This window comes from Chitinophaga sp. CB10, assembly GCA_001870995.2.
In the GTDB taxonomy this organism is placed as follows: domain Bacteria; phylum Bacteroidota; class Bacteroidia; order Chitinophagales; family Chitinophagaceae; genus Chitinophaga.
This window is the reverse complement of record MLAV02000006.1, coordinates 36384-54667: the sequence shown is the minus strand read 5'-3', so window position 1 is coordinate 54667 and position 18284 is coordinate 36384. Positions and strand designations below refer to the sequence as shown.

Here is an 18284-nt window from a genome sequence, read left to right as displayed (position 1 = left end):
GCTTAGAATGTGATGTTAGCGCCCAGGTTGTAGCGTTTCACGGTAGGGTAAGCCCCCTGCGATGCCCAGCCGGTGCCGGCGAAGTTGGATTCCCTGTCGTCCGGCATTTTAGTCCAGGTAAGGAGGTTGTTGCCATTGAGGTACACCCGCAAAGAGGCCAGGCCCAGGTGTTTGATGAAGCGGTTGTTAAACGTATAGGCGACTTCCGCATTTTTCAGGCGTACATAAGAACCGTCGTACATATACTGGGTACCCCTGTAATAGCCCGCCGGCGTGGATAACCAACGCAGCATGGGGATCACGCCCGTTGTGTTATCCTTCGTCCAGTAGGCGCCTTCATCATATACCAGGTGACTTTGGGAGCTAAGACTATTGAATACTACCTGCCTGGTAGCGTTGTTGGTACCGTAAAACTGTACGAACACGCTGAAGCCTTTCCAGTCCGCACCGATGGTAGCATTATAGGTATTCTGCGGCCAGGAGGAGTAACCGTAAGGGATGTTGTCCTGCGCATCAATGATACCATCGCCGTTATAATCCACCAGGTAATAGTTACCGGGAAGTTTCTGGTTATCGTTCGTATTGTTGATCGTGCTGCCGTACAGCTCATCCCAGGTGTTGTAAATACCCTGGCTGACGTAAGAGTAGGTTTGACCGATTTCCTTGCCTTCTGTTTTCTGGTAATCCGGCAGCAAGGAAGGGTTGTCCGCCTCGAGGATTTTATTCTCGGAATGGGTCATATTCAGGTCGGCCCAGAGGCGGAGTTTATTCCTGAACGTATGATTCAGGTGCAGTTCTATTTCATAGCCCTGCGATTTCACCCGGCCCAGGTTGGCTACCGGGGCGGTGGTGCCATAGTAGGAAGGAATGGAACGGCTGCTGCCTGCCAGCAGGATTTCGCTGCGCAGGTCGCGGAAGAAGTCCACCTTACCGGACACGAGTCCGTTTAAAAACCCGAAGTCCAGGCCCAGGTTGGTCTTTTCTACCTTTTCCCAATGCAGGTCCGGGTTGCCTACTACGGACTCCCGGTACCAGGTATAAGGGCTGGTTTCCGCATCCACGCCGGAGGTGCCCAGGCGCGTTTGGCCGCCATATGCCCATTGGGACATGTACAACCATCTGCCGTTGATATTATCGTCCCCGATTTGCCCGTAAGAAGCGCGGATTTTCAGCTGATCGAGGAATTTGAGCGACTCCATGAATTTCTCCTTGGAGAGTATCCAGCCTACCCCGCCGGAGGAAAAGAAAGCGAAACGGTTTGCTTCACTGAATTTTTCAGAGCCGTTGTAAGCGCCGTTATATTCCACCATGTACTTGCCGGCGTAGTTGTAGGTAGTACGGAATACCCAGTCCTCGCGGTAGTTGGGAATTTCGCTGCCGGAAGCGCTTTGGTTCCTGTTAAACAGTCCCATTGCGGATACATTATGTTTCTGGCCGATGGTGGTAGCATAGTTGAGTTGCGCCTGGTAGAACAGCCTGCGCTGGTTGCCGGTAACGGCGCCCGGGGCGGCTCTCCATTTAGCGCCTTCCTGAAAGTCGAAGTTGGTAACGCCATCCAGTTTTTGTTTGTAAATGGCGAGGCCTGTTTCAGGGTCTATCCATTTGCGCTGTGTATCGTTATAGAGGTCGGTAACGCCCCTGTCGCTTTCCACGAAGGTATTATCCAGGGATACGGTGGCGTTGAAGCGGAGGCCTTTCACCAGCATATCCAGGTTTTGATCGATGGTAAAGTCGGTAGTGATGCGGGTAGTCGTCTGGTACTGGATACCTCCGATCGCCAGGGACCTGGCGGAGTTTTCCGCCCTGCCTTCGCTGGGCGAATAGAAGCCCCAGGAGCCGTCCGCATATACCGGCATAAACACATCCGGCGCGGTGGTATAGGCATCTATCCACGCGCCGTACTGCGTACCGTTAAAGCCCCATGGACTTTTACGCACGCCATAGGAGCCGAAGAGATTTGTTTTGAACAAGGTGGAGGGAGTCAGTTGGAAATCGAGGTTACTGCGTACGTTGAGTCGCTTAAAACCGAATCCCGGTTTATATCCCCGCTTGTTGTCATATATTTTGAACAGGTCGCCTTCGCTGAGGAAGTCGGCACTGGTGAAGTATTTCACCGTACGGGTACCGCCGCTGATGTTTACGCTGGCGTTGTTGGACATCGCGTAATCCTTAAACAGCACTTTAGCCCAGTCCACGTTCGGATAGCGTTCTGCCTCTTCCAGGCTGGCTGGGTTGCGGTATTTTTGGAGGATGGCTTCCGGGAGGTAGTCGTTCCAGCCTTCCGGCCGCAGCGCCAGTTCATATTCAATGGCCTGGTTGCGGATGCGCAGCGCGTCGTAGCTGTCGTATTTGCCCGGCAGTTTGGAAGGCACTTTCATGATGGTATTGACTGTACCCCTGATGGAAGCTTTGCCGGCCTGCCCTCTTTTGGTGGTGATGAGGATAACGCCGTTGGCCCCGCGCACGCCGAATACGGCGGTGGCGGAAGCGTCTTTCAGGACGGAGATGGATTCAACGGAGCTGATGTCGACGCTGGTCATGGGCCTTTCCACGCCATCCACGAGAATGAGCGGGTCCGAGTTATTCCAGGTGCTGCGTCCGCGGATGATGATGCGGGGATCTTCTTCGCCGGGGAGGCCCGTACTGGCGGAGGTGATGAGCCCGGGCAGGTTACCCGTCAGCGCGGCGCCTACGCTGGACACACCGCCGGCGCGTTCCAGCACCGCCCCGTTCACCTGGGATACGGCGGCTACCACGCTTTCTTTTTTCTGGCGGCCGTAACCAACGACTACAAAGTCGTTCATGGATACGGATACCGGCAGCAGCTGAATGGCTACGGAGGTTTGGCCGGCTTTGAGCGTTGTTTCCCCCGGGGCGTAGCCCACAAAGGTCACCAGCAGTACCGCCTTAGGGTCTGATACCTGGATGGAAAAGGAGCCATCCGCGCGGGTGATGGCGGAGTTCCTGGTACCTTTTTCCACTACGGAGGCGCCGGGGAGCGGTTCGCCTTTTTCGTTGACGACTTTTCCTTTCACGGGGTCGCCTATGGCGGAAGGACTTTTTTCCGGCGTAAGGGGTACGATGGTAACGAGGTTGCTGTTGATTTTGCGGTAGGTGAGCGTGGTGTTTTCCAGGGCGATGCCGAGGACTTCATCCACCGAAGCGTTTCTAACGTGAATGGTTACACGCTTTTCGCGCGGAAGAATTTCTTCTTTGTACACGAACCGGTAGCGCCCCTGCGCTTCAATTGCCTTGAATACCCGGATGAGGTCCACCTTGTCTAAGGTCAGGCTGATAGCATCCTGGGAAGGCGCGTTGGTAAAGGATAGCAGGAAGAGCATGCCGGTGATCAGCAGGGTACACCTTGCGGTAAGGGACCAGGCAGGCAGCAGTTTTTTGGCCATGTTGTTCATAACTTGTCAAACGTGAAATAATACTATTCGCCCCGGCAGGACAAAGCTCCGCCTGAAGGCACGTGGAGAATTACATTTACCTTCTGTTTTGTTTTTGCTTTTTGTATCAGATTTTTATTTTCGGTTGATCGTTACTGTATTTCCATTAATAGAATAGTGGAACCCGCCGGTGAGTCGTAATGCTTCCAGTACTTCTTCCAGTTTTTCGTTTTCAAACACACCGGTGTAGGTTGCTTCGTTCAGGCCGCTGTCGGTAATATTAATTTGAACATTATACCAGCGTTCGATTTTTCCCGCGATGTTGTCCAGCGTTTCCTTATCGAACACGAGGCGGTTTTTTACCCAGGCTGATTCCAGGTTGTTGCTGCTGTCTCTGCCCCAGTAGCGTATTTTGCTGAGTACTATCAGGGGGCTTTCTTCCGTTGATTTTGGTCCGGTCAGGGTGTAAACAGCGCTATCATTGCGGCAGCTGTTTACCAGTATTTTTTCTTTTGGTTTCAGGATAATCTTTTTTCCCGGGTCGTTGCGGAGGGTTACTTCTACCGCTCCTCTTACGAGCGCCGCTTCCGTTTCCCTTTCATCTTCGTACGACCTGATGTTGAAGGCCGTACCCAGCACCCGCAGGTCGATGGTGTGGGTATGGATAATGAACGGCCTGTTCTTATCCGCCGCCACATCAAAAAACGCTTCCCCGGAGAGTTGCACTTCCCTCTTCTCTCCTTTAAAATCCCCGGCGTACGACATTTTACTGCCTGCGTTCAGCCATACGCCGGTGCCGTCCGGGAGTTGTATTTTCATGCGCTGGCCTGGCTTTACGGTATAAACGTGACTGGCCAGCGGATCGGACGTATAACCGTTAGCGTTATACAGGTATTTGACGCCGGCAAAGCAGCCGAATACCAGGGCCGCGGCGGCCAGCCAGTACCAGCGTTTGGCGGCGCCTTGTACGGGCGCCGGCGGCGCTTCCTGCGGTTCCGCAGTTTTTTGCAGCTGCTGCAGCCGTACCAGGTGTTTGGACAGCGCATCCTCCTTGCTGACGCCGGAGGCCTGCTGTTTAGTATGCCAGATGGAAGCAAGCAGTTGCTCCTGCGCTTTCAGCTCAGGGTCCTGCGCCACCAGCAGATCCAATTGCGCCAGTTCTTCAGGAGTTGCTTCTCCGCTTAACTTCAGACTTACTAATAACCAAAATTTTTGATCTACCGGCATATACAGCTAACTGTTATAATAAGGACAAGTGGAAATGTGAAAATGTACCAAAGGGAAATAAAATTTTTTTTGTGATGGTTCAGGAAGGGGAAAAACGGTTCTGGAACTGGAAGAGGGTTTTGTATTGCGGGGGCAGCGCTTCCATCACTTTCCTGATCGCGATGGCCAGCTGGTTCCGGACGGTAAGTACGGACAGGCCCAGGATGGCGGCTACCTCCTTGTACCGCAGGCCGTCTTCCTTGACGAGCTGAAAGATGATCCGGCATTGCGGGGGCAATTGCCGGATCGCTGCTTGTATTTTACCAATGATCTCATTTGAAATGTACACGTTCTCCGGGCTGTTGAATTCCATGACGGCCGTTACTTCCAGGTCGTCCAGCTGAACCATATGCACTTTGCGCTTTTGCGCGTGGTAGTTGAGCGCGAAGTTTTTGGTGATCACATACAAATAGACCTTAAGGTTATCGATGTTATTGATGGTATGGCGCACCTGCCACAATTTTATAAATGCATCCGACACCACTTCTTCCGCCACCTCGCTTGACTTTACAATGGAATAGGCGAACCGGTGGAGCCCATCGAATAACAGGAGATAGAGCGCATTGTAGGCTTTCATATCCTCCAGGGCTATACGCAATTGCAAATCTTTGATGTGGTTTTCCTGCTGCATTTACCGGGTTTTTACAGTACCAGATAATTTCTAAAAAACTGCTACCTGCCAGAAGGCCTTCTTGGGCCTGAGCTGCTGGTCAAACAGCAGCGGATAATCCTTGCGGCCTCTCACGGGAAAGTTATCCAGCCAGCTATACCGGTCGGACACGTTCCAGAAAGTAACGCCGGTAATGACCTGCCTGTATTTGCGGAACAGGTCGAAGCAGCGTTTGTATTGCTCCGACTGCAGGCGTTCCCGCTCCGCCGTGTAGGCCGTCAGGGAGTCCGCCGGTTTGGCTGCCCGGGATTCGTGTTCCTTCGGATACACGGATATATCCAGCTCCGTGATCTGCAGCGGCAGTTGCAGCGTTGCAAACTCCTGCAACGTGGTTTCCAGCTGCTGTGCCGACGGTTCGTTGACCGCCCAGTGCGCCTGCAGGCCAACGGCATGGATAGGCACGCCCTGTTCCTTTAGCCCGTTGATCATGCGGATGATTTTTGCGCGCTTGACGGGATTGATTTCATTGTAATCGTTATAAAACAAGACCGCGTCCGGATCCGCCTCATGGGCCCAGCGGAAAGCTTTTTCAATGAATTCAGGGCCGCAGATGCGCAGCCAGGGGGAGTTGCGGTAGAACTCATCCCGCTGGTCGCTGATGGCTTCGTTCACCACATCCCAGGCATAGACTTTACCCTTGTACCGCGTTACCACGGTGGTGATATGCTCCTTCAGGCGTTGGAGTAATACGGCTTTGGAGACGGTATCTCCTTTCTCGTCCCTGAACATCCAGCCCGGGGCCTGGTTATGCCAGCAGAGCGCATGGCCACGGACCTTTAAGCCGTTGCGTACGGCAAAGGCCACAATGGAGTCCGCCCCTGCAAAATTGTACTGCCCTTCCCGGGGATGTATAACGGCCATTTTCATGGCGTTCTCCGGTGTCAGGCTGCTGAACTGCTGCCTGATCAGCGCCGCCTCCTCCCCTTTCAGGGCCCATGGGGTAACGGCGGCGCCTATAGGAAAATAATCCCGGTAGTAATCCTTCAACCCTTTGTCGGATGGGGAGTAGGCAGTTTCAACCTGTTTATCATCGATATGGAAGTAATCAAAGTCCGCATGGCCGCCAGGCGCGCTGGTAGCGAAATTGAACAGGCCGAAACGGTAGCCCATGAAGTGCGGAATGGTGTAGGCCATTTGCAACACGTCGCCAATCGGCCGCCAGTCGGTCCCGTTCAGGCTGTAATAGAAATAGCCTTTGTCCGCCCTGTCCCTGAAATCCGCCACTGCCTTGAGGTACACGACGTCCTGCGACAGCGGCACGCTCGCTGCTTCTACCGGCTGCCCGTCCTGCGTTTTCACCATGACGAGGCTTTTACCATTTGCGCTGGCTTTTACGCCTACCCAGCCATAATTTTTTTGCAGCAGTACCAGCCCGGCGCAGTCGCCGGCTTTCATCCCGCTGGCGTCTATGGCCGTGGCGCCGGCGGACAGCGGCCCGAACGTCCGCTGGGTGAGGGTGTTACGGGCCTGGGTCACCTCAGCGTCTACCCGGCTGGTGGTGAGGCGGAGGTAGCCCGGCCTGGCCGTCAGGGACCAGTGTTCCCGGTCCGGATAATGATTCCATTGCCAGGCCAGCGGCAGCGAGGGTTCCCCCGGCTGGCGGGAAAATTCATCCCCGCAAACGATGCCCGGGTTGTAACCTTTGCTGGGCGGGAGGTGAAGGGTATCCGGCACTTTGCCGTCCGTTCCGAGAACGGGCCAGCCGTCCTTCCAGGTAACGGGTACGAGGTAAGGCGTGCGGCCTACCGCGCCGTAATCGCGGAACAGGTAGGCGTACCAATCCCCTGCCGGCGTGCTGATCAGGCCACCCTGCGCCACGCCTTTGTCCTGCAGGCCGATGCGGCCTTCGTAAGGGCCCGTAAGGCGGTCCGCCCGGTGGATCACCACCGTACGCATGCCGTCTTTAGGCCAGCAGATATTAAACAGGTAGTATTTCCCTTTGTATTTGAACAGCTGGGAGCCTTCCGCCGGCAGGCCTACATTGGGCCCTGCCGGACTGCTGGCATTGGCGATGAGCACCTGCGGCTCCGTACCGGGTTTAATGCCGGAGAGATCGCTCTTTAGCTCCGCCAGCATGATTTTACCGCTGCCATAAATCATATAGGCGCGACCGTTATCGTCGAAAAACAGGGAGTGGTCGTGCAGGGAAGGTTTGAACGACACTGCTTTCCAGGGTCCTTTTTCGATGTTCTTCGTGCTGTAGATATACGTTTTACCGGTAGTACCGGAAAAAGTGCTGACGTAGTACGCGCCTTTGTGGTAGCGCAGGCTGCTGGCCCAGGAGCCTTTACCATAGGCGTTTGCGCCGTTGGCGAGGTCGAGCGCATCCGAACTGTCGAGCCGATCATACGCGTAGCTGACGAGCTGCCAGTTGACGAGGTCTTTGGATTTCATGATGGGCACGCCCGGCGAGAGGTGCATGGTGGTGCTGCTCATGTAATACGTGTCGCCATTGCGGATGACAGAGATATCAGGCACGTCCGCATAAATCACCGGGTTGCCCTGCTGTTGCGCGAAGGCAGCCAGGGCGGACCCGAATATAATGGATACCAGTAAGAGTAGTTTTTTCATGGTTAAAGCGTTAGGTGATCAACGGTGGTGGTCAGTACATTGCTGGTGGCGGGGTTGGCAACGTTTGGCTGTCCGCCCCCGACGCTGATCATGATGTTGCCTTTCGGCGTATAGGCGACCCCGTTATTATCCAGCAGCGTGGTTGCTTCCGGCGTAATGGTAAAACTGATTTGTCTGGATTCGCCGGGGCGGAGGCAGAGGCGCTGGAACCCACGGAGTGACCGTACGGGAGCGCCGTTGATACCCGGGTGACTAATGTACAGCTGCACTACTTCTTCTCCCCCCACCTTACCACTATTGGTTACCACCGCCGTAACGGTGTTGCCTTTCAGTTGCAGTTGCTTGTAGGTAAAGCGGGTGTAGCTGAGGCCATAGCCAAAGGGATACAGGGGCGTTCCTTTGAAATAGCGGTAGGTGCGGCCTTTCATGGAGTAGTCGCTAAAGCCGGGCAGGTCATCGTCCGACTGGTAGAAGGTAACCGGGAGGCGGCCGGAGGGATTGTAATCCCCGAACAGAACGTCCGCGATGGCCGTACCTGCCTGCTGGCCGCCGTACCAGGCGTTGAGGATGGCAGGGAGGTGTTTATCTTCCCAGGGGCAGGCGATGGCGCTGCCGGTCATCATCACAAACACGACCGGTTTGCCGGTGGCCTGGAGTGCCTGCAGGAGCTGCGTTTGCACGGCAGGCAGGAGGATGGAGGTTCTGTCGCCCCCGTTGAAACCCGGTACTTTCACCGGCATTTCCTCTCCTTCCAGTTGCGGGGAGATGCCGCCGGCAAAGATGATGGCGTCCACGTCTTTCAATCGTTGCGCGAGCGCGCTGAAATCCGTTTTCACACGGTTGCCTGCCTTGAGGCGGATGCTGGCGTTGCCTTCGTTTTGATAGAACTCTACGACGATTTTGTAGCTGCTGTCCTTTTGTACCGGCAGCTGGAACTGGCGTGCGCCCCAGCGGTTACGCAGCCAGGCGTCAATCCTGAGTCTACCGTTAACGTATATACGATAACCGTCGTCCGCATCCGCTTCAAAGTTCATCGTTTCCGTGGCGGGCGCTTTCAGGAAGGTGGTATAACGGCCGGAAAACCTGGTGGTATTGAGTCCTGCCGCCGGCGTCTGGCCTTCTGGCCAATAGTGATCGATTTCCTTTTCCAGGGCGGTTGCCAGCGGCGTACCTTCCAGGTTGTCGTTGTTGAAATATTCCGCCTGCACGCCGGGCTGATTATTAAAGGAAAGCAGCGGCGCGATGTCGCGGTAAACGAGCAGGGTATCGTCCGTATAATTAATCGCTTTTTCGTATATCGTCTCCACGTTAGGGCCCAGTTTGGCTTTGATGCCATCCAGCAGCGTTACCACGCGGGAGGGCATGCCGTTGTAGTTGCCCAGCACGGCGATCCTGTTGTCCGCATTAGGACCGATGACTGCGATCTTTTTCAGGTTCTTGCGGAGGGGCAGCAGCTGGTTGTTGTTTTTCAGCAGTACGATGGACTCCCGGGCCATTTTCAGCGCATGCGCCACGTGCTGCGGGGATTCCAGCTCCGCGCCGGAAGTTTGCGCGTATGGCACCATGGCCGGCGGGTCGAACATGCCGAGGCGGTAGCGGATGGTGAAGAGTTTTTTCACGGAGGTATTGATCTGCTCTTCGGAGATCATGCCGTTTTTCACGGCGTTCACCAGCGTATAGTACACGGAGGTGCCGCATTCAATATCCGTTCCGTGCATCACGGCGTCCACTGCGGCGGAAGCGGAGTCCTTATGCGTTTTATGGTATTTAAAGAAGTCGTCGATGGCCCAGCAGTCGCTCGTTACATAACCGTCGAATTTCCATTTATTCCGCAGGATGTCCACCATCAGCAGGTCGTTGGCGCAGCAGGGCTGGTTGTTTACCGCGTTATAGGCGCACATGACGCCGGCGACTTTTGCGTTGACGATCAGCTCATGGAATGCCGGCAGGTAGGTATCCCAGAGGTCGTAGGCGGATGGCGAGAAGTTATCGACGTGGCGGCTGGGTTCCGGGCCGCTGTGCACTGCGAAGTGTTTGGCGCAGGCGGCTGCTTTCAGGTATTTCGGATCATCGCCCTGCAGGCCGCGTACGAAGGCGGCGCCCAGTTTGGCGGTGAGATAGGGATCTTCCCCATAGGTTTCCTGGCCGCGGCCCCACCTGGGATCGCGGAAGATATTGATGTTGGGCGTCCAGTAGGTGAGGCCCATATAGCGCTGGTGGCTCTTCCCTTCTGCGGTTGCGCGGTTATGAACGGCGCGGCCTTCGGTGGCGGAGTAATCGGCCATGAGGTGTAATGCCGCCGTATCCCAGGTGGCCGCCATGGCGATGGCCTGTGGGTAGGACGTTACGGGATATGGCGTACGTGCGACCCCGTGCAGGGTTTCGTTCCACCAGTCGTACGCCGGAATCCCGAGTCGCGGTACGGCCGGCGCGGCATTCAGCATTTGTTTCACTTTTTCCTCCAGCGTCAGGCGGGATACGAGGTCTTGTACCCGTTGCTCCACGGGCAATGCCGGGTTCCACATGGGGTAGCTCTTGTATTCCTGTGCGAGCGCGGGGGTGGCAATAGCGATTAGTATGAAAAAGAATAGTTTTTTCATTTATAACGTGGTTGACATTTGTGTGCCGGCGTGCCGGCAAAGAACTGTTAGACAATCATCTTCAAAGGGTAGAATACTTTTTATAGGCTGCGGTATCCACGGGTTTGAAGAGGAATTGCGAATAGAGGTAGAGGCCATTTTTCCAGACTTTGAAGTCGTGTACGCCTGGTTCTATGTAGTAGATATGCGGCACCTGGTGCTGGTCGAGGTACTCGTGCGTTCTGCTGGTGAAGGTGATGAGCCGGTCGCCATCGCCGCAGGAGAGAAACAGGAGTTTGAGTTGCTGTTTGGCTTTTGCGGGATCGGGCACGAGCAGCTCCGGGCTTTTGGTATTTGGCGCGGCGGAGAAAGCGCCTACCCAGGCGAACTGGTCTAGGTTGCCGAGGCCGAAGTTAAGCGACTGCCCTCCTCCCATGGAGAGCCCTGCTATGGCGCGGTGCTCGCGGTCCTTCAGGGCAGGGTACTGCTGTTCGATGAAGGGGATGAGGTCCTGCAGCAGGTCTTTTTCGAAGGTGGCGAATGCTTCCACTTTATCCCTGGCCATGATATCGCCGGTGGCGCGGTCATCTTTCATCGCGCGGCCGTTGGGCATGACTACGATCATATCGGCCAGCTTATGATCCGCGTACAGGTTGTCGAGTATGACCTGTGGCTGACCGCCGTGGAGCCATTCAAATTCATCCCCGCCGATGCCGTGGAGGAGGTACAGCACGGGGTACTGCTTTTGCGGGGAATATCCCGGCGGCAGGTACACGAGGGCTCTCCTGGTGGCGCCAACTGTTTTGGACGGGTATTGAATGGTGTCGATGACGCCTTTGGCGGTTTGTGGCCGGGGCGTATCGAAGCCTTCCGGCGCGTGCCGGAGGGTGGTTTGAGCGGTTACTGCGCAGTTATAAAACATGAAGAGACTGGCAGTAAGAAGAACTTTTTTCATAACGTTTTTTTTGGGCATCTAATCTTTATAACGTGTCAAAATATCCTAAAAGGATGCAGGGCTGAGGCTATCAGCTGTTCACTAAACAGTATAATGGATGCTTGGCGTGCAAGCGTAGACTAAAGTAAAAAATAAATTGTAATTGTGACAATTATTTTCCGGGAAGAAAATTGGCGTTAGGGTTATTATTAAATATTTTAATTTATTTTTTTGGGGAGATGGAGGAGGAACCAGGGTATAAATGCCTGGTTATTTTTAAAATATCACTGCTCCATATGCCGTACTTGAAAGAAGTACCTTAATGCCTGGCGCTGTCCTGAAATTCCCTGACTCTTTCGTTCCAGCATTTGATCTGTCTTTTTAGCCGCTGTTCTTTTGAATTGTAGTAATACAAGGCGACGCACATCAAAAATAAAAACCCCAAAAGGTAATACCGTGTCTTCATCTTTTTAAGGCTTAGCACTTTTAAGCAAAAAACAATCAATCCCCGCTAAAATCATCCCACTCTGCAATCGATTGAATACCTATTTTAGTCATAGTATCGGTAGTGCCCCCCCTTCGAGAAAAAGGAATATACCCCGTACTTGCGCATCACCCTTTCTTATATAAACAACCAAAACTATGACGCTTAATTCTACGTTAAAAAAACGGCATTTCCTACAACGCAGCTGGATAGCAGCCTGCTTCCTGGCGGTAGGGATCACCCAAACCACCACCGCGCAAACCGTGCGCACGGCCGCCAGCGGCTCCCAGTTAAACGCCGCTATTGCCGCATCAGCGCCGGGCGACACCATCGTGATGATGAACGGCGTCTGGACGGACGTCAGCATCAACTTCGGCGCTACGGCCACCGCTACCCGGCAGGTGGTGTTGCGGGCGCAAACGCCGGGGAAAGTTATCCTGACGGGCGCCTCTACCCTCACCTTCTCCGCTCCCAACCTCGTGGCCAGCGGGTTGTGTTTTAAAGGCGGCGCGCTGAGCAGCGGGGCTATCGTCAACTTCAACTCCTCCAACTGCCGGCTGACGAATACCGCCTTCATTAAATACAATCCACCGGTGAGGTCCACCAGCTACTACTGGGTGTATTTTAAAGGCTCCTATAACCGGATGGACAAATGTTACTTCACCGGCAAGAACCACCACCAGCCGGCCGTTGGCAATCACGCGTCGGGCGCCCGTTACAATAAGGTGGACAGCTGCTTTTTCCAGAACATGGGCGGGTCCGGCAACGGCTCGGAGATATTCCGCGTCTGGGGCTATGGCCGCTATGATGAAATGGGCACGGACGGCGCATTCTTTACGATAGAAAACAACCTCTTTGACGCCGCGGAAACGGCGGGACGTTACGCGCACAATACGCCAATACTGACAACCCGGCTGAGAATTTCACCAGCCTGACGGATAATCAAAAATCCACCCGCTACTACATTGATCAGCCGGCAGCGTGGATCCTGTACATCTCCAAAACGCCGGAGGTATTGGTGAAATATACGCTGACCGCTCCCGCAGGAGCGCCAGCGTTGAATCCCCGCAACTGGCAGCTGCAGGCTTCGAACGACAGCCTCAGTTGGGTTACGCTGGATAGTCGCACCGGTGAAACGTTTGACTCCACCGGCATCACTAAAACCTATCCCATTACCGATACAACCGCCTACCGCTACTTCCGCCTGAACATCACGGCCAACAACGGCGGGGCGGGGCTGCAACTGGCGGAAATAGAACTCCTGAAAAATCCGCAGCAGCAACCCGCAGCGGAGGATCCGTTCGATATTACGGACAACAAGGGCGTTATCACTGCGCAATACACGAACAGCTCCAAGCCGGCGGAAAACTTCCCCAGCCTGATCGACAATAAGGCGACTACCAAATATTACATCAGCGGCAAAACCGCCTTGTGGGTGCAATACAAGTCCAGCGTGCCTGCCATTGCAGTTTCCTATACGATTACTTCCGCTAACGACGTAGCCACGCGGGATCCGAAGGACTGGACCTTCCTGGGCTCAACGGACGGCGTGAACTGGGTCACGCTGGATACCCGCAGCAATGAAACCTTTACCGGCAGGAACCAGCTGCGCCTGTTTACCTTTACCAATACCACGCCGTACCAGTATTACCGGCTCAACATAACCGCCAATAACGGTTACGCAGGTACGCAGTTTGCCGAATGGGAAATATTTCAACGGAAGAAGCAGACCGTCTCTATTGGCGACATCCCTGAGAAAACCTTTGGGGACGCGCCTTTTGAAGTAACGGCCACCGCCAGCTCCGAGCTGGAAACCACCCTGGAAGTGCTCTCCGGCCCCGCCACATTTGACGGGGAAATGCTGACGCTGACCGGCGCAGGCACGGTAACGCTGCGGGCTTCCCAGGCAGGGGATGATTTCTACTTCCCTGCTGCGGATACGGTTTCGTTTACGGTAAATAAAGCTGCGCAAACTATCACCTTTGCCCCTATCCCTCCCAAGGCGGTGGGCGAACAGACGCTGCTGAACGCCAGCTCCAGCGCGGGCCTGCCGGTGGCGTATGCAGTAGTCGCTGGGCCGGGAACCATTGCTAACGGGCAACTAACGGGTACGGCTGAAGGAGAAGTGCGCATACTAGCCACCGCTGCGGGAAATGAAAACTACCTGCCGGCGGACAGCGTTGCGCAATCAGTACTGATATACGGACTTGACAGCAAGCATGACGGCATCAAGATCATGGTGTACCCCAACCCTACTCACGGACTGCTGAAAGTGAAGCTGGACAACAAGGATGACGGTAAGCAATACCTCATGCAGCTGTTCGATATAAATGGGTTCCTCGTAAAATCGAATATGATCCGGAAGAACGACAAAAAATTTGAGATTGTGCTGGATATCTCGGCTTGCCAGACCGGGGTGTATTATTTGTTTGTGTACGATGGCGTGCACAAGTGGGTGAAGCTGGTGACGAAGTATTAAACTGGTAACGGCGATGCGTCACCCGCATCGCCGTTGTTTTATACGAGTAAAAAAAAACCTCCCGCGGGAGGTTTTTTTTACGTTCATCCTGTCTGCCAGACTTTATAAAGAGAGCCCCCCGTCGCAACGTATAACCGTTCCCGTTGTATTGCCATTACCCATGAGAAATACCACCGCATCGGCAATCTCCTCCGGCTGTGCTATGCGGCCGGTAAGCGTTTGAGCGGCGAAGTGTTCAAATGCGGCTGCCTTTTCGGCGGCGGACATACTATCCCACCAGGGCGTGTCTACTACGCCCGGCGAAACGGCGTTTACCCGTAAAGGTTGTAATTCTTTGGCGATGGAAGGAATCATCAATTCCAGCGAACCGTTGATAGCGGCAAGGCCTGCCACTCCCGGCTGGTGCATGGCAGCGGAGGCGGCGGTGATCAGCGTGATGCTGCCCGATGTATGGAGGTGTGGTATAGCCGCCTGTAATGTATTTAACTGCGGCCAGAATTTACCTTCAAAGCCGGTGCGGAGGTCGTCCAATGGCAGGGATGCAAATGCCCCGGCGCCTTTGCCGCCGCTGAGGGCCAGCACCAGGTGGTCGATCTTGCCGGTGCTTTGAAAGAATTGTTCCAGCTCCGGCCGGTTGTTGCTGTCGACAACGGCAACGGTTATACGTGGGAGTGCCGCTTTGGCTTGTTGTAACTTTTCCGCGGAGCGACCTGTAACAATCACTTCCGCTCCTGCTTCCTGTAGCAGTTTTGCTGTGGTAAAACCAATCCCGGTGGAACCGCCTGCAATCACTACGCGTTTGTTTTCGAATTTTCCTGGCATATCGTTGAAATTTTATACCAGCAAATTTCGTAGGAAAGCAGCAGGCGGTTGTTATCCCATTGCTGCCATCACTTAACCGGATTATGCATTTTTCCGGAAAGCCTGGGGCGTTTCCCCGGTATGTTCTTTAAAGAAGCGGGTGAAGGCAGCGGGATCGCTGAAATCCAGCTGGAAGCTGATGGTAGAAATGGGATCGTCCGTATAGCGGAGCAGGGCTTTGGCTTCCCGCACCAGCATGGTGCTGATGGCGTCGGAAGCGGTATGGCCGGTGGCCTCTTTGATGGTCCGGTTCAGGTGGTTGGGCGTAACGCCCAACAGGGCGGCATATTCGGCCACCTTGCGCTTTTTCAGGAAGTGCCGGCTTACCAGCCTTTGGAACCGCGGCACGAGGTAACCTACCCGTGTATCCGTTTTAGTCAGGTGCAGCCCCTGGGCGATGTAACTGCGTTTTATTTCCAGCAGCAGGAGGTAGAAATACATACGCACCGCCTTTTCCCGGCCGGGGCGCAGGGTTTGCAGCTCCTCGTTGATGCGCCCCGCAAAATCGGCCACCCGGGTGATTTCTTCCGGGGTGAGCTGGATGAAGAGTTGCCCTTCCACGCAGAAGAAGGGAAATTCTTCCGACAGGCAGTCAGGGCGGATATAGTCCCCTAGGAAGTCGCCCTCAAAGAGGACGTAATAACCGAAGGTACCGGGTTGAATATTGGATTTGCTGAATACCAGCCCCGGGTAGGTAAAACTACAGGTCCCCGGTTGGTGGCGAAACTGTTCCAGCCCCAGCTGCACATCCACGCCCCCGCTTAGGGTGATACTGATGCGGAAAAAATCCGATTTCAGCGGCCCTATGGAGGATACCAGTCCTTCGCTGCTATATATTTCAAAGCCCTTTATCTTTTTTTCCGGGGAGATATTATTATATCCGAAGGACGAGCGATCGTCCGCTTCCCGGTGAAGATGCCGAAAGTCGCCAAGGGTGTAATGCGGCAGTTTTTTATGTAGCGCGGGTTGTTTTGCCATGGGTTTCCTGTGAAGGGCTTAAAGATAGTAATAAATATCCTGATCCGGCAGCCTCCCCGATTCCATTCTTCATCTTCCCTTCATCTTCCCCTGCTAGCTTTGTGTTAACACAAAAAAATTATTAACCATAAATTCTGAAAGATGAAAGCAAGTTCATTCCTGGTTGCCGCCCTGCTGATGTCCGGGGCCGCCTTTGCGCAAACTACTGAAGTAAAACCTGCACAGGTGAAAGCCGGCAGCAAAACCAGCGTAAACGCTACCGCCGGCAATCAGCAGGTATCCGGCAATGCCGCTACTTCCGCTAACATCAAAACCGGTTCAAACGGCACGCAGGCCAGTGCCGCACATAGCCAGGAAGGCGCTGTGACGGTGGACCCGGCCGTGGTAAATACTGCGAAGAGTAATGCGCAGGAAGGCGCGATCAATGCCGCCAATACCACCATGGGAGCAGTGAATGCACACACAGAAAGCGCCATCAGCGTAGTCAACACTGCTAACGCCAACGTACAAGCTAACGCCGCACAGGCCCAGGAAGGCGCGATCAATGCTGCCAACGCCGCCAATGCAGCAGTAAATGCACACACTGAAAGCGCCGTTAACGCCGCCAATGCAGCAGTCAAAACCCACACCGAAACCGCCGTTAACGCCGGCGCCGCTACCTCCAAAGCCGCTGCCGCCCGCGTAAAAGGCGCCGCCAACGTGCACAGCGCCGTAAATAATTCCCTGAAAATACAGGCCGCTCCTGTACGGGTACAAACCATCACTACAGGAACACTGGGCCTTAAAGGGCTCTAATCCTAAATAAATACAGGTTTTTGCAGGTATCAACTTCCGCAAAAACCTGTATTTTTATGTCCAATGAAGCAATTTTTAATATATCAGTTTGCATTTGCAGCCATCCTCGCCGTTGCCCGGCCGGTGGCCGCCAGTGCACGCGCCATGGGGAATGTAGCGGGAATGCACTGCACAGCTCTCCCATCGGATACGGTACCTCCCGCGCCTAAGCCCACCGAGGCCCCGCAGGACGGAAAATTGCCGGACATCATCAAAGAAGTACCAAAATCACGACGACAGGTAAAGCCTTTGCCAATACCTGCACCTATTCCGGTTAAACCCATCAAAATCATCAAGCCTGTGATCATCAGGCCCAAGGTGGGAATAACCCTTTAGAAACGCATCACCCATGAGCAAATACATCATGACGCTGATGCTGGCCTGGTTCTTCAGCCGGCCGGCGTTTGCGCAAACCGACACTACAACTGTACACAGCGCGGCCGACACCACTGCGGAGCGCAGCAAAACCACGCTCACCATCGGCGCCACCTACGTTTCGGACGCCAGCTATTACGGGCAAAAAGCCGCGGAAAGAATGCCGTACGTGGCCGCCAGCGCCGCTTTGCGGTTTCCGTTCGGACTCTACTTCACAGGCACCGGCTACCGGCTCCTCAACGACTCCGGCAGGATCGTTTCCGCCAGCGCGGCCGGCGTGGGATTTGAATGGAAGATGGGCAAAAAACTCACGGCCGACCTGAGTTACAGCCATACCTTCTACCCGGCCAACTCCCCGTTCCTGCAGGCGGCCAACCCGGATAATGCCAGCGCCAGCCTGAAGTACGCGTACTGGATGACCACCGGCATCAATGCCGACTACCACTTCGGCAAGCAGCAGGACGTATTTGTTACGCTGAGTACAGAAAAACAAATTTCCCTCGGCAGCATTTTCAAGGGAAAGGACCTGGTTACGCTCACCCCGCAACTGGAAGTTACCGGCGGCACCCAGCGTTTTTACCAGACCTACACCCGGGAGAAATTCCTCCGGGATAGCCTGCTGGGCATGCTTCCGCTGCCCGGCCTGCCCGGCCAGGGAAGCAGCAGCACCGAAACCGGCACTACCAGCAGCACGCAATTCAACCTCCTCTCCTATAACCTCCGGGTACCGCTGGCCTACCACAGGGCCCATTACATGCTGGAAGCAGCCTACCAGCTGTCCTTACTCGGGCAGAAAGCGGAAACGGGAGCAGGCAACCTGAATTCATTTTTTAATGTCAGCTTTTATTACCAGTTCTGATG

General features: G+C 54.6%; 13 protein-coding genes. 5 read left to right on the top strand and 8 right to left on the bottom strand.

Annotation, left to right across the window (positions count from 1 at the left end; genetic code table 11):
* Positions 1–2: 2 nt before the first annotated feature.
* From BOC67_RS10400 to BOC67_RS10375, 6 genes are all read right to left on the bottom strand, one after another.
* A complete protein-coding gene (locus BOC67_RS10400) occupies positions 3–3404 on the bottom strand; it encodes a SusC/RagA family TonB-linked outer membrane protein (RefSeq protein ID WP_291910047.1) in 3402 nt (1133 codons plus the stop codon).
* A gap of 123 nt (positions 3405–3527) precedes the next feature.
* On the bottom strand, positions 3528–4619 hold the full coding sequence (locus BOC67_RS10395) for a FecR domain-containing protein (protein ID WP_291910046.1): 1092 nt from the start codon (positions 4617–4619) through the stop codon (positions 3528–3530).
* Positions 4620–4698: 79 nt separating this feature from the next.
* Positions 4699–5289 (bottom strand): RNA polymerase sigma factor, encoded by a 591-nt coding sequence (locus BOC67_RS10390; protein WP_291910044.1) that lies wholly within the window; start codon positions 5287–5289, stop codon positions 4699–4701.
* A 30-nt stretch (positions 5290–5319) separates the two neighbouring features.
* Positions 5320–7899, bottom strand: a complete 2580-nt coding sequence (locus tag BOC67_RS10385) for an endo-1,4-beta-xylanase (protein WP_291910043.1) — start codon at positions 7897–7899, stop codon at positions 5320–5322.
* A 2-nt stretch (positions 7900–7901) separates the two neighbouring features.
* Complete coding sequence (locus BOC67_RS10380) at positions 7902–10499, bottom strand: glycoside hydrolase family 3 C-terminal domain-containing protein (RefSeq protein WP_291910041.1); 2598 nt, start codon at positions 10497–10499, stop codon at positions 7902–7904.
* A 61-nt stretch (positions 10500–10560) separates the two neighbouring features.
* Positions 10561–11433, bottom strand: coding sequence for an alpha/beta hydrolase-fold protein (locus BOC67_RS10375; RefSeq protein ID WP_291910039.1), 873 nt, complete (start codon positions 11431–11433; stop codon positions 10561–10563).
* A gap of 621 nt (positions 11434–12054) precedes the next feature.
* Between BOC67_RS10375 and BOC67_RS10370 the strand changes: the two genes are divergently transcribed.
* Positions 12055–12831: a chondroitinase-B domain-containing protein gene (locus BOC67_RS10370; RefSeq protein WP_291910038.1), complete on the top strand. Its 777-nt coding sequence runs from the start codon at positions 12055–12057 to the stop codon at positions 12829–12831.
* Positions 12832–12914: 83 nt separating this feature from the next.
* Positions 12915–14375, top strand: a complete 1461-nt coding sequence (locus BOC67_RS10365) for a T9SS type A sorting domain-containing protein (RefSeq protein WP_291910036.1) — start codon at positions 12915–12917, stop codon at positions 14373–14375.
* Between the two features lie 102 nt (positions 14376–14477).
* Here the strand turns inward: BOC67_RS10365 and BOC67_RS10360 are convergent, their stop codons facing one another.
* Both BOC67_RS10360 and BOC67_RS10355 read right to left on the bottom strand, forming a co-directional pair.
* A complete protein-coding gene (locus BOC67_RS10360; RefSeq protein ID WP_291910035.1) occupies positions 14478–15197 on the bottom strand; it encodes an SDR family oxidoreductase in 720 nt (239 codons plus the stop codon).
* Between the two features lie 81 nt (positions 15198–15278).
* Positions 15279–16214: an AraC family transcriptional regulator gene (locus tag BOC67_RS10355; protein ID WP_291910034.1), complete on the bottom strand. Its 936-nt coding sequence runs from the start codon at positions 16212–16214 to the stop codon at positions 15279–15281.
* 141 nt (positions 16215–16355) lie between these two features.
* Between BOC67_RS10355 and BOC67_RS10350 the strand changes: the two genes are divergently transcribed.
* The 3 genes from BOC67_RS10350 to BOC67_RS10340 all read left to right on the top strand — a co-directional run bounded on the left by BOC67_RS10350 (position 16356) and on the right by BOC67_RS10340 (position 18282).
* Positions 16356–17009: a hypothetical protein gene (locus tag BOC67_RS10350; RefSeq protein ID WP_291910032.1), complete on the top strand. Its 654-nt coding sequence runs from the start codon at positions 16356–16358 to the stop codon at positions 17007–17009.
* Positions 17010–17072: 63 nt separating this feature from the next.
* The gene (locus BOC67_RS10345) at positions 17073–17384 is read left to right on the top strand and encodes a hypothetical protein (protein ID WP_291910030.1); all 312 of its coding nucleotides are present in this window, start codon (positions 17073–17075) and stop codon (positions 17382–17384) included.
* 13 nt (positions 17385–17397) lie between these two features.
* Complete coding sequence (locus tag BOC67_RS10340; protein ID WP_291910028.1) at positions 17398–18282, top strand: hypothetical protein; 885 nt, start codon at positions 17398–17400, stop codon at positions 18280–18282.
* Positions 18283–18284 lie beyond the last annotated feature (2 nt).

Excerpts from the sequence above, each read along its gene's own strand:
- BOC67_RS10350 (WP_291910032.1), top strand. The coding sequence starts at position 16,356 with ATGAAAGCAAGTTCATTCCTGGTTGCCGCCCTGCTGATGTCCGGGGCC.
- BOC67_RS10345 (WP_291910030.1), top strand. The coding sequence starts at position 17,073 with ATGAAGCAATTTTTAATATATCAGTTTGCATTTGCAGCCATCCTCGCC.
- BOC67_RS10355 (WP_291910034.1), bottom strand. The coding sequence starts at position 16,214 with ATGGCAAAACAACCCGCGCTACATAAAAAACTGCCGCATTACACCCTT.
- BOC67_RS10385 (WP_291910043.1), bottom strand. The coding sequence starts at position 7,899 with ATGAAAAAACTACTCTTACTGGTATCCATTATATTCGGGTCCGCCCTG.
- BOC67_RS10370 (WP_291910038.1), top strand. The coding sequence starts at position 12,055 with ATGACGCTTAATTCTACGTTAAAAAAACGGCATTTCCTACAACGCAGC.
- BOC67_RS10375 (WP_291910039.1), bottom strand. The coding sequence starts at position 11,433 with ATGAAAAAAGTTCTTCTTACTGCCAGTCTCTTCATGTTTTATAACTGC.
- BOC67_RS10390 (WP_291910044.1), bottom strand. The coding sequence starts at position 5,289 with ATGCAGCAGGAAAACCACATCAAAGATTTGCAATTGCGTATAGCCCTG.
- BOC67_RS10340 (WP_291910028.1), top strand. The coding sequence starts at position 17,398 with ATGAGCAAATACATCATGACGCTGATGCTGGCCTGGTTCTTCAGCCGG.
- BOC67_RS10395 (WP_291910046.1), bottom strand. The coding sequence starts at position 4,619 with ATGCCGGTAGATCAAAAATTTTGGTTATTAGTAAGTCTGAAGTTAAGC.
- BOC67_RS10360 (WP_291910035.1), bottom strand. The coding sequence starts at position 15,197 with ATGCCAGGAAAATTCGAAAACAAACGCGTAGTGATTGCAGGCGGTTCC.
- BOC67_RS10400 (WP_291910047.1), bottom strand. The coding sequence starts at position 3,404 with ATGGCCAAAAAACTGCTGCCTGCCTGGTCCCTTACCGCAAGGTGTACC.
- BOC67_RS10380 (WP_291910041.1), bottom strand. The coding sequence starts at position 10,499 with ATGAAAAAACTATTCTTTTTCATACTAATCGCTATTGCCACCCCCGCG.